11 protein-coding genes are annotated in these 14958 nt (G+C 54.6%); 6 read left to right on the plus strand and 5 right to left on the minus strand.

The window, feature by feature from the left end:
- Positions 1 to 18: 18 nt before the first annotated feature.
- Positions 19 to 1113 carry a sugar kinase gene (locus V3C19_RS07815; RefSeq protein WP_295934601.1) on the minus strand — a complete coding sequence of 365 codons (1095 nt, stop codon included), beginning with the start codon at positions 1111 to 1113 and terminating at the stop codon, positions 19 to 21.
- A gap of 255 nt (positions 1114 to 1368) precedes the next feature.
- Between V3C19_RS07815 and V3C19_RS07820 the strand changes: the two genes are divergently transcribed.
- The gene (locus V3C19_RS07820) at positions 1369 to 2595 is read left to right on the plus strand and encodes a hypothetical protein (RefSeq protein WP_295934603.1); all 1227 of its coding nucleotides are present in this window, start codon (positions 1369 to 1371) and stop codon (positions 2593 to 2595) included.
- A 24-nt stretch (positions 2596 to 2619) separates the two neighbouring features.
- Here V3C19_RS07820 and V3C19_RS07825 read toward each other — a convergent pair whose 3' ends face one another.
- The 3 genes from V3C19_RS07825 to V3C19_RS07835 all read right to left on the minus strand — a co-directional run bounded on the left by V3C19_RS07825 (position 2620) and on the right by V3C19_RS07835 (position 5676).
- Positions 2620 to 3969 (minus strand): MATE family efflux transporter, encoded by a 1350-nt coding sequence (locus tag V3C19_RS07825; RefSeq protein WP_161981667.1) that lies wholly within the window; start codon positions 3967 to 3969, stop codon positions 2620 to 2622.
- Between the two features lie 168 nt (positions 3970 to 4137).
- Positions 4138 to 5214 (minus strand): P-loop NTPase, encoded by a 1077-nt coding sequence (locus tag V3C19_RS07830; RefSeq protein WP_130083743.1) that lies wholly within the window; start codon positions 5212 to 5214, stop codon positions 4138 to 4140.
- Between the two features lie 249 nt (positions 5215 to 5463).
- A complete protein-coding gene (locus tag V3C19_RS07835) occupies positions 5464 to 5676 on the minus strand; it encodes a DNA/RNA-binding protein (protein ID WP_012421062.1) in 213 nt (70 codons plus the stop codon).
- Positions 5677 to 5919: 243 nt separating this feature from the next.
- On the opposite strand from V3C19_RS07835, the gene V3C19_RS07840 reads away from it, so the two are divergent.
- The 3 genes from V3C19_RS07840 to V3C19_RS07850 all read left to right on the plus strand — a co-directional run bounded on the left by V3C19_RS07840 (position 5920) and on the right by V3C19_RS07850 (position 9203).
- Positions 5920 to 6972: a hypothetical protein gene (locus V3C19_RS07840; protein ID WP_130083745.1), complete on the plus strand. Its 1053-nt coding sequence runs from the start codon at positions 5920 to 5922 to the stop codon at positions 6970 to 6972.
- Positions 6973 to 7631: 659 nt separating this feature from the next.
- A complete protein-coding gene (locus tag V3C19_RS07845; protein WP_295875345.1) occupies positions 7632 to 7946 on the plus strand; it encodes a hypothetical protein in 315 nt (104 codons plus the stop codon).
- Positions 7947 to 8774: 828 nt separating this feature from the next.
- Positions 8775 to 9203, plus strand: coding sequence for a hypothetical protein (locus tag V3C19_RS07850; RefSeq protein ID WP_154301835.1), 429 nt, complete (start codon positions 8775 to 8777; stop codon positions 9201 to 9203).
- A gap of 290 nt (positions 9204 to 9493) precedes the next feature.
- Here the strand turns inward: V3C19_RS07850 and cimA are convergent, their stop codons facing one another.
- Positions 9494 to 11128: a citramalate synthase gene (cimA, locus tag V3C19_RS07855; RefSeq protein WP_130083752.1), complete on the minus strand. Its 1635-nt coding sequence runs from the start codon at positions 11126 to 11128 to the stop codon at positions 9494 to 9496.
- A 120-nt stretch (positions 11129 to 11248) separates the two neighbouring features.
- Here cimA and V3C19_RS07860 point away from each other — a divergent pair, with 120 nt between their 5' ends.
- Positions 11249 to 13420 carry a M3 family metallopeptidase gene (locus tag V3C19_RS07860; RefSeq protein ID WP_161981280.1) on the plus strand — a complete coding sequence of 724 codons (2172 nt, stop codon included), beginning with the start codon at positions 11249 to 11251 and terminating at the stop codon, positions 13418 to 13420.
- 227 nt (positions 13421 to 13647) lie between these two features.
- Positions 13648 to 14913, plus strand: coding sequence for an efflux RND transporter periplasmic adaptor subunit (locus V3C19_RS07865; protein ID WP_130083754.1), 1266 nt, complete (start codon positions 13648 to 13650; stop codon positions 14911 to 14913).
- Positions 14914 to 14958: the final 45 nt, after the last annotated feature.

The raw sequence follows: 14958 nt of genomic DNA on the forward strand, positions 1-14958 counted from the left end.
TCATAAAGAGTTAAAGGGTTAACGGTCCACGCGGGCGGTTCCGCCTTTCATCACTTTTTCCACTTCCGCCAGCGTGGCCGTGGAGGTATCCCCCGGAGTGGTCATGGCCAGCGCGCCGTGGGCGCAGCCGCAGTTCACGGCGTACTGGGGCCCCTTGCCGGACAGCAGGCCGTAAATCAGGCCGGAGGCAAAGGAATCCCCGCCGCCCACGCGGTCCAGGATTTCCAGGTTCGGAAAGGAAATGGAATCATAAAATTCGCCGTCGTAATACAGCATGGCCGCCCAGTCGTTCAGCGTGGCCGTTCGGGCCACGCGCAGCGTAGTAGCCGCGGCCTTGAAGCCGAACTCCTTGACGGCGCGGCGGATCATCCGGCGGTAGGAGTCATGGTCAATGCGGGAAAAATCCTCCGTGCTCCCTTCAATGGAAAGTCCCAGGGACGCCTGGAAATCCTCTTCATTGCCGATCATCACGTCCACAAAGGGGGAGATGGCCCGGTTCACCTCCTGCGCACAGGCCTGCCCTCCGATGCTCTTCCAGAGGGAGGGGCGGTAATTCAAGTCATAGGAAACGATGGACCCGTGCCTGCGGGCGGCCTGCACGGCTTCCAGCACCACGGCGCTGGTCGTTTCCGAAAGGCCCGCGTAAATGCCGCCTGTATGGAACCAGCGCACGCCGTCCCTGCCGAACAGGGCGTCCCAGTCCACCTCCCCGGGTTTCATCTGGCAGGCGGCGCTCAGGCCGCGGTCGGAACAGCCCACGGCGGCGCGCACGCCATAGCCGCGCTCCGTAAAGTTCAGGCCCACGCGGCAATCGCGGCCAATGCCGTCAAACGGCTTCCACGCCACGTAATCCATGTCCAGGCCACCCTGGAGCATGCAGTCTTCCAGCAAGCGCCCCACCGGGTTGTCGCAAATGGCAGTGACAATGGCTCCGCGCATCCTGAAGCAGCGCCTTAGCCCGCGGGCCACGTTGTACTCCCCTCCGCCCTCGCACACGCGGAAGGAACGGGTGGTATGGATGCGCCCTTCTCCGGGGTCCAGCCTCAGCATCACTTCACCCAGGGAGGCAATGTCCCAGCGGCATTCCTGTTCTGATTTAATAGTTAAAGACATATAAAAGCATCAAATAGTACGATTCTGTTTAGTATAAAAGAACTGTTTTTCTCCACAAGGGAAAACGACGGAAAAAGACCAGATGTATAGTAAAGTCTTGATGTTAATAAATTTAAACCATGATTTTCACTACGGAAGAAACAGCATTGCCTGAAAGCTCCTGAATCTATTCCAACTTAAAAGTCATGTACCTTGACTCTACATTTTTTACAAACCGTTGACACAAAATGCTCTCATCTTTATATCCATATCACAATGAAACGAAGCGAGGGTAAACAGACCCCGGAAGAACTGCTGGCCAGCAGGCTCAAACCCGGAGAGAGGATTTTATGGAAAGGCCGGCCTGTGGAACGGAGCTGGACTGGTTGGGATACGGGAAAACTTCTGTTCGGAAGCGCGCTGTTCAGCCTGTGCGCAGCCTTCTTCCTGATGCTGCCGACGTTCCTGAGCCTGTGTTTTGATGCCAGGATGAAATACTATCGCTTCCCTTCCGTATTAGGCATCCTCCTTGCCGCCCTTATCATCACTCCCCTGCTGGTTTCTTCCCTGTATTTGCTGACATCCCCGTGGCGAAAACGAACAACCAGGCGCAATACCCGCTACGTTTTCACAGACCAGCGCCTGCTAACCATCGTTCGGGAAACTCCTTTATTTTTCCCCTCCTCACAAGAGTTCCGCTTCCACTCTTATCCCATTCCTAGGCGAAGGCGCATCCGGACATATTCATGCAAGGATGGTACCGGGAATGTTATTCTGGAGTACCGGAAAGGAGGTTGTTTTGTGATGGAAGACATGGAACATCCCCGGGAAGCGGCGGATGTTCTGAAAAAGCTGGTGAACCAGCATAACGCCTCTGCTTCAGCAGCATTGGCTACATCAGCCGACAGAGATCAGTCTGTCCTGCCCCGAAGATGTCACGACGGCATTGATGCTTCTGAAGAAATTTGGAGCAGAAAACTCAAGCCCGGAGAACAGGTGCTGTGGAAAAGCCATCCCATGGAACGGTGCTGGACTTTCGTGGGCACAAGGCAATTCCTGTACGGAATCTTCCTGTTTATCTTGCCACTGGCGCTTACTCTGGGGGGCTGGCAACGTGTAACCAGTTTTCCGGCGGACGGCAGGTTCACTCCCGTTTTTTACTTTTTTATTCCGGGATGGATTTGTATCGTCCTTGGAGCCATCTATTATCCCCTGAATGCATTTGCGGCTCCATGGAAGGAACGGAAACGCCGCCGCAATACCCTTTACGTGCTGACGGAACACCGCCTGATGACGATCATCGACCACAGCATCCGGACCTATTCCGTTCACAAAATCAAGGGGATCCGGCACCGTCTGCGCAAAAACGGCTCCGGAGACATCATGCTGAAATACGGAAAGAAAAGAGGCTTCCAATTCAAGGACATCATGAATGCCCGTGAAGCAGTCGATATCCTGAAAGGTCTCCGGACGACTCAACCCACTCCGGAACGGGAAAGGTGAATTATTTCCGTTCCGGAGAAAAAGTCATTCTCCGCTTAAGCGCATGCGGGCGAACTCCCGCCTGGTGGTGCGCCTTACCCGCCAGAGCAGGAGCACAGCCGCCACGGACAAGCCGATGATGAACCCTATCCAGATGCCGCGCGCGCCCATGGCCGGAACAATCCAGTTGGTACGGGCCAGGATATAGCACACCGGGAACCCGACGATCCAGTAGGAAAAGAAGGTGATGACGGTGATGGAAGCGGTGTCCCGGAAGCCTCTCAGCACCCCGACGGAGAGCACCTGCAGGCAGTCCGGAAGCTGGTAGGCCGCCGCCAGAATCAGCAGGACGGAAGCCGTGCTGACAATCATCTCCGAATCATTGTACAAGTGCACAATCTGCTCCCGGAACAGGGTGATGCCGCCAAACGTACACAGGCAGATGGTGAGCACCAGCACATAGGAGGACAGAACGGCGGATTTGGTGCCCGCCAGATCCTTCCTGCCGTGGTGGTACGCCACGCGGATGGAGGCCGCCAGCCCTACGGAGAGCGGAAGCATGAAGACCAGGCCGCCCACGTTCCCGGCAATCTGGTGGCTGGCCACCTGCGTTTCTCCCAACGGGGCCAGCACCAGCGCGGCCGCGCAGAAGAGCATCACCTCACACAACTGGGAAACGCCTATCGGCACGCCTAGCCGCATGAGGTGAGTGATGACGGAAGGCGTGGGGCGCCGCCAGGAAACGATGTGCCTGCGGTACGGCCTGTGCTTGGGATTCAGATAGACCAGCAGGAACATCAGCAGGAATTCAATGTAGAAGATGACTGCCGTGGCCGCGCCGCACCCCGCTCCGCCCATGCGCGGAAAACCGTACAGGCCGAAGACGAAGATGTAGTTCAGCGGAATGTTGAGCAGCAGCCCGCACAGCCCCACGTACATGGCTGGCCGGGTCATGTTGGACCCCTCGTTCAGGCTCTTGAGGGCCACGAATCCCAGGTTGGCGGGCAGTCCCCACATGATGGCGAACATGTAGGCGGAAGCCATCTGGCACATGGCGACGTCATCGGAAATCCAGCCGAACACGTTTCTCAGCACATAAATGACCGGCATGGAAACCAGGCTGAGCATCAGCGCCAGCCACAGGCCGTGGTTGGTCATGTAACCTACGCGGCTTTCATGGCTTTTCCCCCGCATGTTGGCAATCACGGGGCCGATGATCATCAGTACGCCGCAGGCAAACAGCGCCACAGGCAGGTACACGGAAGACCCCAGCGCCACGGCGGCCATGTCCGTCACGCCGGCGCGCCCGGCCACAATGGCGTCCACCGCTCCCATGCCCACAATGGAGAGGTTGACCACCAGCACCGGGAGGGCCAGCGGTATCAGTTTTTTCATCTCCTTCAAATTCCACGTCTTATTCATTTCTTTCTTTCCTTCCATGCATTCCTCCTTCAGGGAGCCGGAACATGCCGGCAAACAAGCCGGACCGGAGCGGCAGGCTCCAACCCGGCTTCAAGGTTAAGGGTATCAACCGGACCGGGGCCTCCTGCCCCGTCCGGACATTCAGCGGTCAAGCACCACGCGGGCGCATTGTTCAGCTACCTGGCGGAACGCGGCGGAAACCGGGTTCTTTTCAGGGTCTTCCAGAGCCACGGGGCGTCCTTCGTCCCCGCCAGAGCGGGTGGCGATATCCAACGGAATCTTGCCGAGGAGGGGCACGCCCAGCTTGGCCGCTTCCCGCTCGCCGCCGCCTTCTCCAAAGATGTGGTAAATCTTGCCGTCGGAGGGGCACTGGAAATAGCTCATGTTTTCAATCACGCCCAGAATGGGGGTTTCCACCCGTTCAAAGAGGCCGATGGCCTTGCGGGCGTCAATCAACGCGACCTCCTGCGGGGTGGTGACCACCACTACGCCATCCAGTTCAGCCGTCTGGACAATCGTGAGCTGAATGTCTCCGGTGCCGGGCGGCAGGTCCAGAATCAGGAAATCCACGTCCCCCCAAGCCACGTTGCGCAGGAACTGCTGAACGTAGCGCGTCGCCAAGGGGCCGCGCACCGCAACGGGGTCCGATTCGTTGATCAGCAGCCCCATGGAAAGGAGCTTCACGCCATGGGCCGTTACCGGAAGAAATTCGTCATTCTCATTGGCTCCGGGCCGTTCCTTGGTGCCGAACATCAGGGACATGGAGGGACCGTAAATATCTAGGTCCACCAGGCCCACGGAATAGCCCAGCTTGCTCAGGGCCACCGCCAGGTTGGCGGAAACGGTGGATTTGCCCACCCCGCCCTTGCCGGAGGCAACGGCGATCACGTGCTTGGCGCCGGGGACGGAGGATTTCCAGGTGGAGGGATCGTCATTGACTCCCTTTTTAGCTTCCGGAGCCTTGTGTTCAATATTGACGTCACAATGCTTTACGCCGGGCAGATGCTTCATCACACCATGAACGCCTTCAAAAATGTAACGGGGAATATCCGCATTCTTGCTCTCAATCACCAAATCAATCGTGACATTGTTTTCAGCGTCAATGTCGATCTTCTTCACTAGCCCGAAGGATACGATGTCGCGGCTGAAACCCGGGAATTTAACCGTTGTCAGCGCGGCCCTTATCAGCTCCGGAGTCAATTCCTGTTGTGTCGTCATATGTCTGAAATACTAGTGGTTGCCATAAACATTCCGCCCCCGTGCCTCCGGAGCGCAGCATGCGCCGGAATACAGAGATAGGGGGACGGCAAAACCGGGAAGCAAAAATACTCCCTTTTTTATTTTTGACAACGCCTAATTCAGACAAAGCCACTTTTTGCCTGCCGGATTCCCAGCCATCCGGATACCGCGAAAAAGCGGGACAACCACAGCCCCGCTTTCATTAAAATAAAGAAAAAACAGAGGAACTTATTCCCCCTGCTGCTTCAGCGTTTCCCGGATATCCTGGAGAGCGGCGATGAAATCATCCAGAATTTCCGCGGGAACCATGATCCGGTCCCGGTTGGAACTCACCTTTTCCGTAATACGCACCACTTTGCCGCGCGCATTCTGTTTGAGATCAAGAAAGAACGTCTTGCGTTCCGCAATGATTTTTTCTGTGCAAATAATATCGTCCTCCACGGCTGTAATCTTCCTCCGGTTGAATGAGGCTTTCAGAATAAAACTTCCCTCCCGTCCGGTCAATGTTTTATTTGCCCCCTGGCAGATGCGGCCCACCGGGCGGAAACGGGGAAAATACCGCCATTTCCTCCATCCGCACTTCCGCATTCATTTTCCGGAAAAACCGGCTGACCATAAAAACGGCTGGGCTTGCGCCTCCAACCCGATTGACTTAAAAGAACAAATGAGTTACAGGATAGAATCATGAACCAGCACAGGAAAGAAGGCAGCCGAGGTTCCAGCCTGTTTCTGAAGATCATCTCATTCGACCTGTTTTTCCAGGGCAGCGAATACGGCATGAGCAAATGCATTGCCAGTTATCTTCTTTTCGCGTACCTGTTCTTCGGGGGCGTGTTCCTGCTCATTCCCAGAACATTGCGTCTTGATGAAACTTTCCTGTTGATCATTTCCCTGTCGGTACTGGTGTTCATGGTATGTTTTTTCAATTGGTTCCTCGTGTACAAAAAATCACGGGTGTTGTTTTTCACCCTCTACATCCTTCCGCTCATGGGAATAGCCATCTCCATGAGCCTGACGGCGCTTCCTGCCGGTTTACGGCCCAAATTCATTCCCAATGCAGGACAGCCTCCGGAAAGGAAATTTTTCAGGCTTCCCGAACCCGAGCCCGAACAGGGAAGCCTCCTGCCGCCCATGGGAAGCAGGAAAGAAAAGAACGCGTTAAAGAAAAGTAAAATAGAAAAACCGCCGCCTCCCTTTTCCTCCCTGCCCGTACCTTGCCGCGAGGGCATCCGCACATTTACGCCCGAACAGGCCGCCGAAATCGTTTCCTCCATTAACCCCGAATGGACAGGGCCTGTAACCTCCTCCCAACCGGAAGTCTATACGGAAGCAGCCCAACCTCCCGCCCTGTGCAGGGAAACGAGAAGAGACCTGGAAGGCGGTGAACGGCCGCCCTACGCCCACCAGTGGGACATTGCCTGCGAGCGGGACGGAAACATGCACGCCCTGTCCCTGTTTGCCAAAAAGGACCGGCAGCAATGGTACATGGACATCCGGGGCAGGATGGTGCCGTGCACCCTGACGCGGGGTACTGTCGAACAGGGATGCTCCAGCATTACTGTTTTCTATGACGCCCTGAAAAACTGGTTCCACAAATGCGAAGACGGAAGGCCGCTGCTGTTCATCAGCTATCAGACCGGCGGCTGGTATGCGGATTTGTACTTCAGTATCAAGGAGGGCAAACTGCTGTACCACGGTTCCGAATATGTTTCCGAAACGGGGGCGGCATCCATGTAGCCCACCGCCGCGGCCGCATTCCACACGCCAACTGCCCCGTGCCCTCTTCTGAAGCTTGCGGGGTACGGCATCGGCGGGGACTTGCGTAGCTGCTTCAACATCAACTCGAATATCCGGTCTTTTCAACCCTGATCGGCCCTCATCACTACGCAAAAGCATCCCTCAGAAGCTGCCCTGACCACGAAAAGGCATTATAACGGCACTATCCTTCGGACAGGTAGAACCGGACAGCGTAAAATCGAAATCCAACTTGAATTGACACGGGAAGGCATTCTCACTTATGGTGGGGTGGAGATTGATATTGAAGCTGCGGGAACATATCTTTTTATACCAACTTAAGTAGAGAGAAATTGGGTTATCAAATGAAATGGGCTTATCTTATTATATATCCTTGTTGTTTAGTCATTGGAAAAATTCTTGTCAGAGAAAGTAATTTGGAGGCACGGCTTCTTTTTTCGTATATCATTTATATCCTTTCCCTATTTTCAATGTTATTAGGATTTTTTATTTTATTTAGAAAAAACAATAATATATATGGATTTTTGTGGATTCTGATTTCCATTGTTTCTATTTTGGTTGCCGAAATGGATTTATAACTTATGATTTTTATTAAAATTTTATTCCCCATATTCCTTTTTTTCTTCTATTCATCCTGTCAAATGATGAACAAGGAATATAACTTTGTATATAAGAATGAAGGGAAGACTCCTCTGGAAAATGTGAAAGGCAGCTTTAATGATTTTCACAGTGCTGGGGGAGTTCTTTATCCTGGAATGATCGCGCATCACAAAATGGTGAACAAACATGGACCGATACCGGATACGGTAGATATAAACTGGACGCGTGTAAGCGACAGGAAAAATTTCCATAAAAAACTAAAGGTCAGATCTGAGCTTCCCAAAGGAGAACCGCCGGAAGATATAATATTCTTGTTTGATAATGATGACGTCCACCTAACTTGGAAGAAGAACTGATCAGACTGAAAGAGTATTCTTGGTGGGAGGTAACCAGGAAGTGGCCCTGACTGGGTTTGTGATTCATGGACATCGTTTCACCGTTGAAGCAAAAAGAATGATAAAAATGGATCCCAAATGGGCGAAAAAATGGATCGGGCCCCAGAGCAAACGAACAATGCGGGATTAACTTATCTAATCTGCGGAATAAACTATTCCCCCTTTAAAGAAAGGGCCGAGACTCTATCTTGAGCAAAGAGAAAATGATATAAATGCAAGAGCGCATTGAAAAAGATTCTTAACTAAAAATGCAAACATACTATTTAGGTTCATCTCCGTTAATTTTTATGAGGTAACAAGAACACAGACATCATTTCCTGCATAGAAACACATTGTCCAGAAAAGCATTTTTAAATTCAATTGAATCAATGGATATTCATATTTATTGATTTACATCAATATCAAATTCCTGAAGAAGGTAAAAGAAGGATAAAAAATGAAAAGGGTATTTATTTGCCGTCCCGGTATTTCCATTTATTGCGTTCTTTTAGGGTTGACGCTTCTTCAGCAAGTCCATGCCGGGGTGAATTTGTTCTCCATGCCGTCTTTAAATAACAAGACGGTATGGGTGGAGATCAATCGGGAGGCGGTCAACCATATCTGCAGCTACCGGCAGCTAGTGGAATGATGTGAAACGGAACGAAACTTGGCCTCCCGCTTTGGGAATTGAGCTTTGTACGCAGTTGCGGCGAGGAATTTGTAGAGGCCTACAACCGCAATACAATGCCTCCCCATCTATTATGGATAATGTTAAACCAGCCTCTTTGCCGTGATTATTTATGGACGGTCATGAGAAATCAACTGCCGGTCGTACAGCGGGAATGGAAGTCTTTATCTGCATTCCCGGAATGGCCCGGTTCCCGCGGATGGCTTCCGGTGCTGATCATTCCATTCAATCAGGAACTCATCCTCCGCCATGGCCGGCAACAACCTGTAAGCTTGGGAAGCCGCCCGTATTTATGCGTGGTTGTCCAGGGGGTCGCCTTGTTGGGCGAATATACCAGAAGGGGGCAACATGGAACAAACAAACGGTACGGCATTTTTTCAACCGTTAACTGGACATTGATGTACGACGTTGAAAACCATCGTTATGCCAATGAATTCCCAAGTACTATTCAAGTATTTCATTTTAAACCTAAAAGCCGTCCTCTAACCACGAAACGGACGTCCCATCTCCCATCTGTTTCATTACCATTGTCCCGCCATCCCTCCCTTTGACCTTCCGGAGAACATGCCTACGCCGGATGAAGTAAAATTTAAATGAATTTTATCAGGAGCATCCCTTTTCCTCCTGCCGGGATGCCAGATTGCACTTTCATGGAAAGTACACATTTATCATTAATGTGTCGCTGTACAGGAACCCGGAACAATGTCATCCCTGTCTTCATGACCATCGAATATTGTAAAAACACAGTCCGCCAAGGGGGACAGCCTCCTCATACGGGAAGCCCGTTTAACAAACCCATACCTATCCAAACGGCTATGAACTCCTTAGAGAGAACCGTTCATCAGCATTCCGCGCGCCATCTGGCCTGCTCCGTCTTGTAGAGCTTGTACGTGACGGCGTCCGCCAAGGCTTCCAGGCTGGCCTCAATGATGTTGTAGGAGACGCCCACCGTAGTCCAGGTAGCGACGCCGTCCGAGGATTCAATGAGAACACGGACATTGGAGCCGGTTCCGTTTTCCTCAGCGGCATCCGGAATGTTCGTCCGGGTGGGGGAAAGCACGCGCACCTTGTAATCGATGAGGTGCATCTGCTCCAGTTCCGGGTACCAGCGCGTCAGGGCGCGTCGCAAGGCGCGGTCCAGCGCATGCACGGGCCCGAAGCCGCCGGCGGCAGTATGTTCCACGTTGCCGTGCACGTCTATTTTAAGGGAGGCTTCCACCATCATGTCCGGGTCCATTTCATGGCGGGAGGTAAGAACGACGGTGCGCAGGATGTTGAAGTAGGGTTTCAGCGCCTTGTCCGGCATATGGCGCAGGAAGAGCAGTTCGGCACTGGCCGGGGCGGCTACGTAGTCGTACCCCAGGGCGGCGTTTTTCTTCACGGCGGCGGAAAGGACATCCAGCACCGGGTCCCCCTTTTCCAGCTCAAAGCCCAGGGTACGGGACAGGGAAAGAATGTTGCTTTTCCCCCCCTGCTCCGTCATCAGCACGCGCTGCGCGTTCCCTACCAGGGAAGGGTCCATGTGCTCGTAAAGGGCGGAGTCTTTCATGATGGCGCTTACGTGCACGCCGCCCTTGTGTGCGAAGGCGGAGTTCCCGACAAAGGGCTGCCGCCGGAAGGGAGCCAGGTTGGACACTTCCGAAACAAAGGCCGCCGTGGATTTGAGGCGCGTCAGGGAAATCTCGCTCAGGCAGGAAAAACCGCCCATTTTCAGTTGAAGATTGGGTATCACGGAACACAGGTTGGCGTTCCCGCAGCGTTCCCCGATGCCGTTGACCGTGCCCTGCACCTGCACGGCGCCGTTCATGACGGCTGCCAGGCTGTTGGCCACGGCCAGCTCGCAGTCGTTGTGGGCGTGGATGCCCAGGACGGCGCCGGGCAGGCGTTCCTTCACCGTCCTGATGATGGAGCCTGTTTCCTCCGGCATCGTGCCGCCGTTGGTATCGCACAAGATGAGGCAGTCCGCACCGTGTTCATGGGCGGCCTGAAGAACGCTGAGGGCGTATTCGGCGTCCCGCTTGAATCCGTCGAAAAAGTGTTCCGCGTCAAAGAAAACTTCCGTCAAATGCTTTTTGAGGAAGGCCACGGAGTCCCCGATAATTTCCAGATTTCGCTCCCTGGAAATGCCCAGCGCCACTTCCACGTGGCGGGGGCACGATTTGCCGAAGATGGTGGCCACCTGCGCTCCGCAGGATATCAGGGCGTTCAAGGTGGGGTCCGTCTCCGGCGTTCGCGCCGGATGGTGCGTGCTGCCGAACGCGGCCAGTTTGGCGTTCTTGAGCTCCACCTCCCGCATGGCCTTGAAGAATTCCGTTTCCACGGGGTTGGCGCCGGGCCAGCCTCCCTCAATGTAGTCCATACCCAGATAATCCAGCTGGCGGGCGATCCGGACCTTGTCCGTTGCGCTCAGATTCACGTCTTCGCTTTGCGCTCCGTCGCGCAGCGTGGTGTCGTAGAGATGGATTTTGGCAGGCATCGCATTTCTTCATACATGCAAAGGGGCCAGCATTCAAGGGCAGTCCCGGCCTCCCGCCGTTTGCAGACACAAAAAGCGCGGAGCTTGAATGAAGGGAAGGCATTCATTAAAGTGGAACGCATGCTCCGCATCCGCCTGTTCCGTGCTTTTCTTCCACTGATCCTTTCCGGCCTGGTTCCCTGCATTGCCGCGTCTTCGGCCCACCCCTTTCTGGATACTTCACGCCCCATCCGCTGGAGTGCCCTGGCAGCGGACCGCCTGCAGCCGGACGTGAAGGAAGCCATACGGCGCGCCCATGAAGCAGTGGACCGGATCTGCCGCACAGCTCCGGAAGAAATAACGTATGAAAATACATTCGGCGCACTGGAAGAGGTCAATGTTTCCCTGACGGAGCCGATGGCCAAGGCATATGCCCTGAAAAGCCTGTGCGACAGCGATTCCATCCGGAAGGCCATGGATGAGGCCACCCCGCTCGCAGTCGCGTTCCATTCTTCCCTCACCAAAAACCAGTCCCTGTGGAATACCCTGAAAACCGCCCATGTCCGGCTGGGCGATGTGGTTGCGGACCCTGAAAGAAAACGTTACATGGAACTGTGCATGCAGAGCTTCCGGGATAACGGGGCGGACCTGCCGCCCGGAAAGCGCGCCAGGCTGGAAGTCATTGACAGGGAGCTGGCCCTGTGTGCCCAGCGTTTCAACAATCTGTACATGGACGCCCGGAAGAACTGGAGCTGGACGGTACACGACGCCGACGCCCTGGACGGCCTGAGCCGGACAACGCTGCGGCAGGCGGCGCAGGAATTCCGCTCCCGCCATCCCGGAGAAACCGGCCCCGGCTGGACGTTCACCCTGAATTCCGCCGCTGCCGGACGGGTGATGGAGAAGGTGCGGAGTGAAAAAATCCGCAAGGATTTGTGGGAACATCTTCAAACCCTGGCTACGGACAGCTACGACACGGAACCGGTCGTCAGGCAAATGCTTTCCCTGCGCAGCGAGAAAGCGCAGTTGTGCGGCTACAGGACGTATTCCGATTATGCGCTGCAACAGAGCATGGCCGGAAACGGAAAAGAGGCCATGCGGTTCGTCAACGGACTTCTGGACAGGGTGAAGGAGCCGTTTTTCAGGGAAATGGAGTCTCTGCGCCAGGTCAAGGCACGGCTTACGGAGAATAAAGAGGTCAGCCTGCACCCCTGGGACACGGTTTATTACGCCAACCTCCAGGCGGAAGAGCGCTTCCGCCTGGACCGGGAAGAACTGCGGCATTATTTCCCCCTTCCCCGCGTCATGGCCGGACTCTTTGGCGTGGCGGAACAATTGTACGGCATCCGCGTAACGGAACTCCCTGTCCGGAAACCATTGACCGGCATTTCCGGACCGGAAAAAGGCGGAGAGGCGGAGGTCTGGAATCCGGACGTCCGCTTTTTTGCCATTGACGACGGCAAGGAAGAACGGCTGGGGTATTTTTACCTGGATATTTTCGCCCGCAGCAACAAGCGGGCCGGAGCGTGGATGTCACCGCTGGATGCAGGCGCCCCGCCTGCGGGCGGCAAGCCCGGCAAACCGCGCTTGGGAATGATCTGCCTGAATGTACAAAAACCCGCGGATGGGGAGCCGGTTCTTCTTTCTCACAGGGAGGTCAGGATTCTTTTTCATGAATTCGGCCATTTGCTGCATCTGATGTTTTCGCGAGTTTCCATCCCTTCCCTGGCCGGCACCAGCGTTCCGCGGGATTTCGTGGAAGTCCCCTCCCAGTTCATGGAAAACTGGTGTTCCCATCCTGATATTTTGAGAAGTTTTGCCCGGCATGAAAAAACGGGACAGCCCATCCCGGAAGACATGCTGCGGTCCCTGGAGGAATCCCGCGGCAACACGCCCGCTGTTACGCTGGTTTCACAACTTCTGTATGCGAAAACGGACCTGGCCGTTCACATGGATCCGGAACGGTTTGCGGCGTGTTCCCTGGATGATGTGGATTCCATCGTGGCGGGAGACCTGGAATATTTCAAGGATTGCAGGCAGGCCGGAAGGCTGAGGACGGCGCGCCATTTGTTCGCCTCTTCTTCCGGCTATGCCTCTTTTTACTTCTCCTACCGCTGGGCGGAGGTTCTGGACAAGGACATTTTCGAGGCTTTCGAACATTCTGGGCTGCTGAACAGAGAAACCGCCGGAAAATTCCGGAAAGCCATCCTGGAAAAGGGATTCACGGTCCCACCTATGCAGCAGTTCACCGATTTCATGGGGAGAAAGCCGAACATGGACGCCATGCTCCGCAAAAGACGGCTGACCTCCTGAATGCCAGCGGAAAATCGCCATTCGCGGTTCTCCCTGTCATCATCACGACAAGGAATAACATATTATACATTTGTTCAATTATTTTATCCATTCACTATGATAATATTACGCATATTTCACATGAAAGAGGACATATCTTTGCGTTGACTTTTGGTGAAAAAAAAGCAAAATTCACGCGACTTGCCGCACTTTTCGGCAATCCAGTTTGTAAACAACCGCGTTCATTTATGTACAACAAGCCTTTGACGATTGCCGCCACCACCATTCTCCTGTGCTCTCCGGTGATAATTTTAAGTTCCTGTGAAAAAAAGGATGCCGGAGCCGGCCAACCGCAGGCTCTCGTTCCTGACGTGCAGGTAACCAAGCTGGTGACCGAAGACGTGCCGATCAAGGCGATATGGATAGGCAACCTGCGCGGCACGGAAGACGCGGAAATCCGCTCCCAGGTGACGGGCTACCTGCTTTCCAAGGACTACAAGGACGGCGCCTATGTCAAGAAGGGCCAGACGCTTTTCCAGATTGACCCGCGCCCCTTCCAGGCAACGCTGGAACAGGCCCAGGGACGCCTGGAACAATACGAAGCCACACTGAAGAAATACCAGCTGGACGTAGAACGCTATACCCCGCTGGTCAAGTCCGGGTCCGTCAGCCGCAAGCAGCTGGACGACGCCCTGCAACAGGTTCAGGAAACGCAAGCCGCCATCGCTACGGCCAAGGCGCAGGTGGACCAGGCGAAGATCAATCTCAAGTTCACGACAATCACCGCCCCCATTTCCGGCCTGGCCGGCCTGGCGACTCCCTCCATCGGCAACCTGCTCACTCCCTCCAGCCCCACGCCTCTGACCACGATTTCCGCCATTGATCCCATCCGCGTGGACTTCAACCCCAGCGATAAGGATTTTCTGGACCTCAGCTCCCTGGATGAAAGTTCAAACGGCAAAAAGGGATTCAAGTTCAACGTCATCCTTCCCAACGGCACCCTTTACCCCCAGCAAGGCTACTCCGTGGCGGCCGACCGCAACGTGGACACCCAGACGGCCACTATCAATGTCGTCGGCCACATTCCCAACCCGAATCTGATCCTGCGCCCCGGCATGTTCGTCCGCATCCAGGCCACTGTGAAAATCCTGAAAAACGCCACGCTGGTTCCGCCACGCTCCATCCTGTCCAACCAGAGTGCCAAATTCATCGTCTATCTGGACGACAAGAACATTCCCCACATGCAGGTGGTGCAAACCGGACCCGTCGTTGACGGCATGCAGGTGATCGACATTATTCCGATGCCCAATTCCACGTTCACGAAGGACAGCCCCATTGTGGTGGAAGGCATTCAGCAGGCCGCCAGATTGCAGGGACAAGCCCCTGTCAACCCGACTCCCTACAAGCATGTCGTCTCCCAGCCCGTCATGCCCTCCGTAGGCGCCCAGTCCTTTGAAAAGGCCAAAACTCCGGAAGGCATGCACCACGACAACGCCCAGCCGGCCTCCAAATAACATTCTTTCCCGAGAAGCCGCATTCCCCGCCGCTCTTCCGCGCAA

The sequence above is a fragment of the Akkermansia sp. AE01SA01 genome (genome assembly GCF_036417395.1).
Lineage (GTDB): Bacteria > Verrucomicrobiota > Verrucomicrobiia > Verrucomicrobiales > Akkermansiaceae > Akkermansia.

Bases quoted from the DNA above. Each gene is read 5' to 3' on its own strand.
- V3C19_RS07815 (WP_295934601.1), bottom strand. From the start codon at position 1,113: ATGTCTTTAACTATTAAATCAGAACAGGAATGCCGCTGGGACATTGCC.
- V3C19_RS07820 (WP_295934603.1), top strand. From the start codon at position 1,369: ATGAAACGAAGCGAGGGTAAACAGACCCCGGAAGAACTGCTGGCCAGC.
- V3C19_RS07825 (WP_161981667.1), bottom strand. From the start codon at position 3,969: ATGAAAAAACTGATACCGCTGGCCCTCCCGGTGCTGGTGGTCAACCTC.
- V3C19_RS07830 (WP_130083743.1), bottom strand. From the start codon at position 5,214: ATGACGACACAACAGGAATTGACTCCGGAGCTGATAAGGGCCGCGCTG.
- V3C19_RS07840 (WP_130083745.1), top strand. From the start codon at position 5,920: ATGAACCAGCACAGGAAAGAAGGCAGCCGAGGTTCCAGCCTGTTTCTG.
- V3C19_RS07845 (WP_295875345.1), top strand. From the start codon at position 7,632: ATGATGAACAAGGAATATAACTTTGTATATAAGAATGAAGGGAAGACT.
- V3C19_RS07850 (WP_154301835.1), top strand. From the start codon at position 8,775: ATGAGAAATCAACTGCCGGTCGTACAGCGGGAATGGAAGTCTTTATCT.
- cimA (WP_130083752.1), bottom strand. From the start codon at position 11,128: ATGCCTGCCAAAATCCATCTCTACGACACCACGCTGCGCGACGGAGCG.
- V3C19_RS07860 (WP_161981280.1), top strand. From the start codon at position 11,249: ATGCTCCGCATCCGCCTGTTCCGTGCTTTTCTTCCACTGATCCTTTCC.
- V3C19_RS07865 (WP_130083754.1), top strand. From the start codon at position 13,648: ATGTACAACAAGCCTTTGACGATTGCCGCCACCACCATTCTCCTGTGC.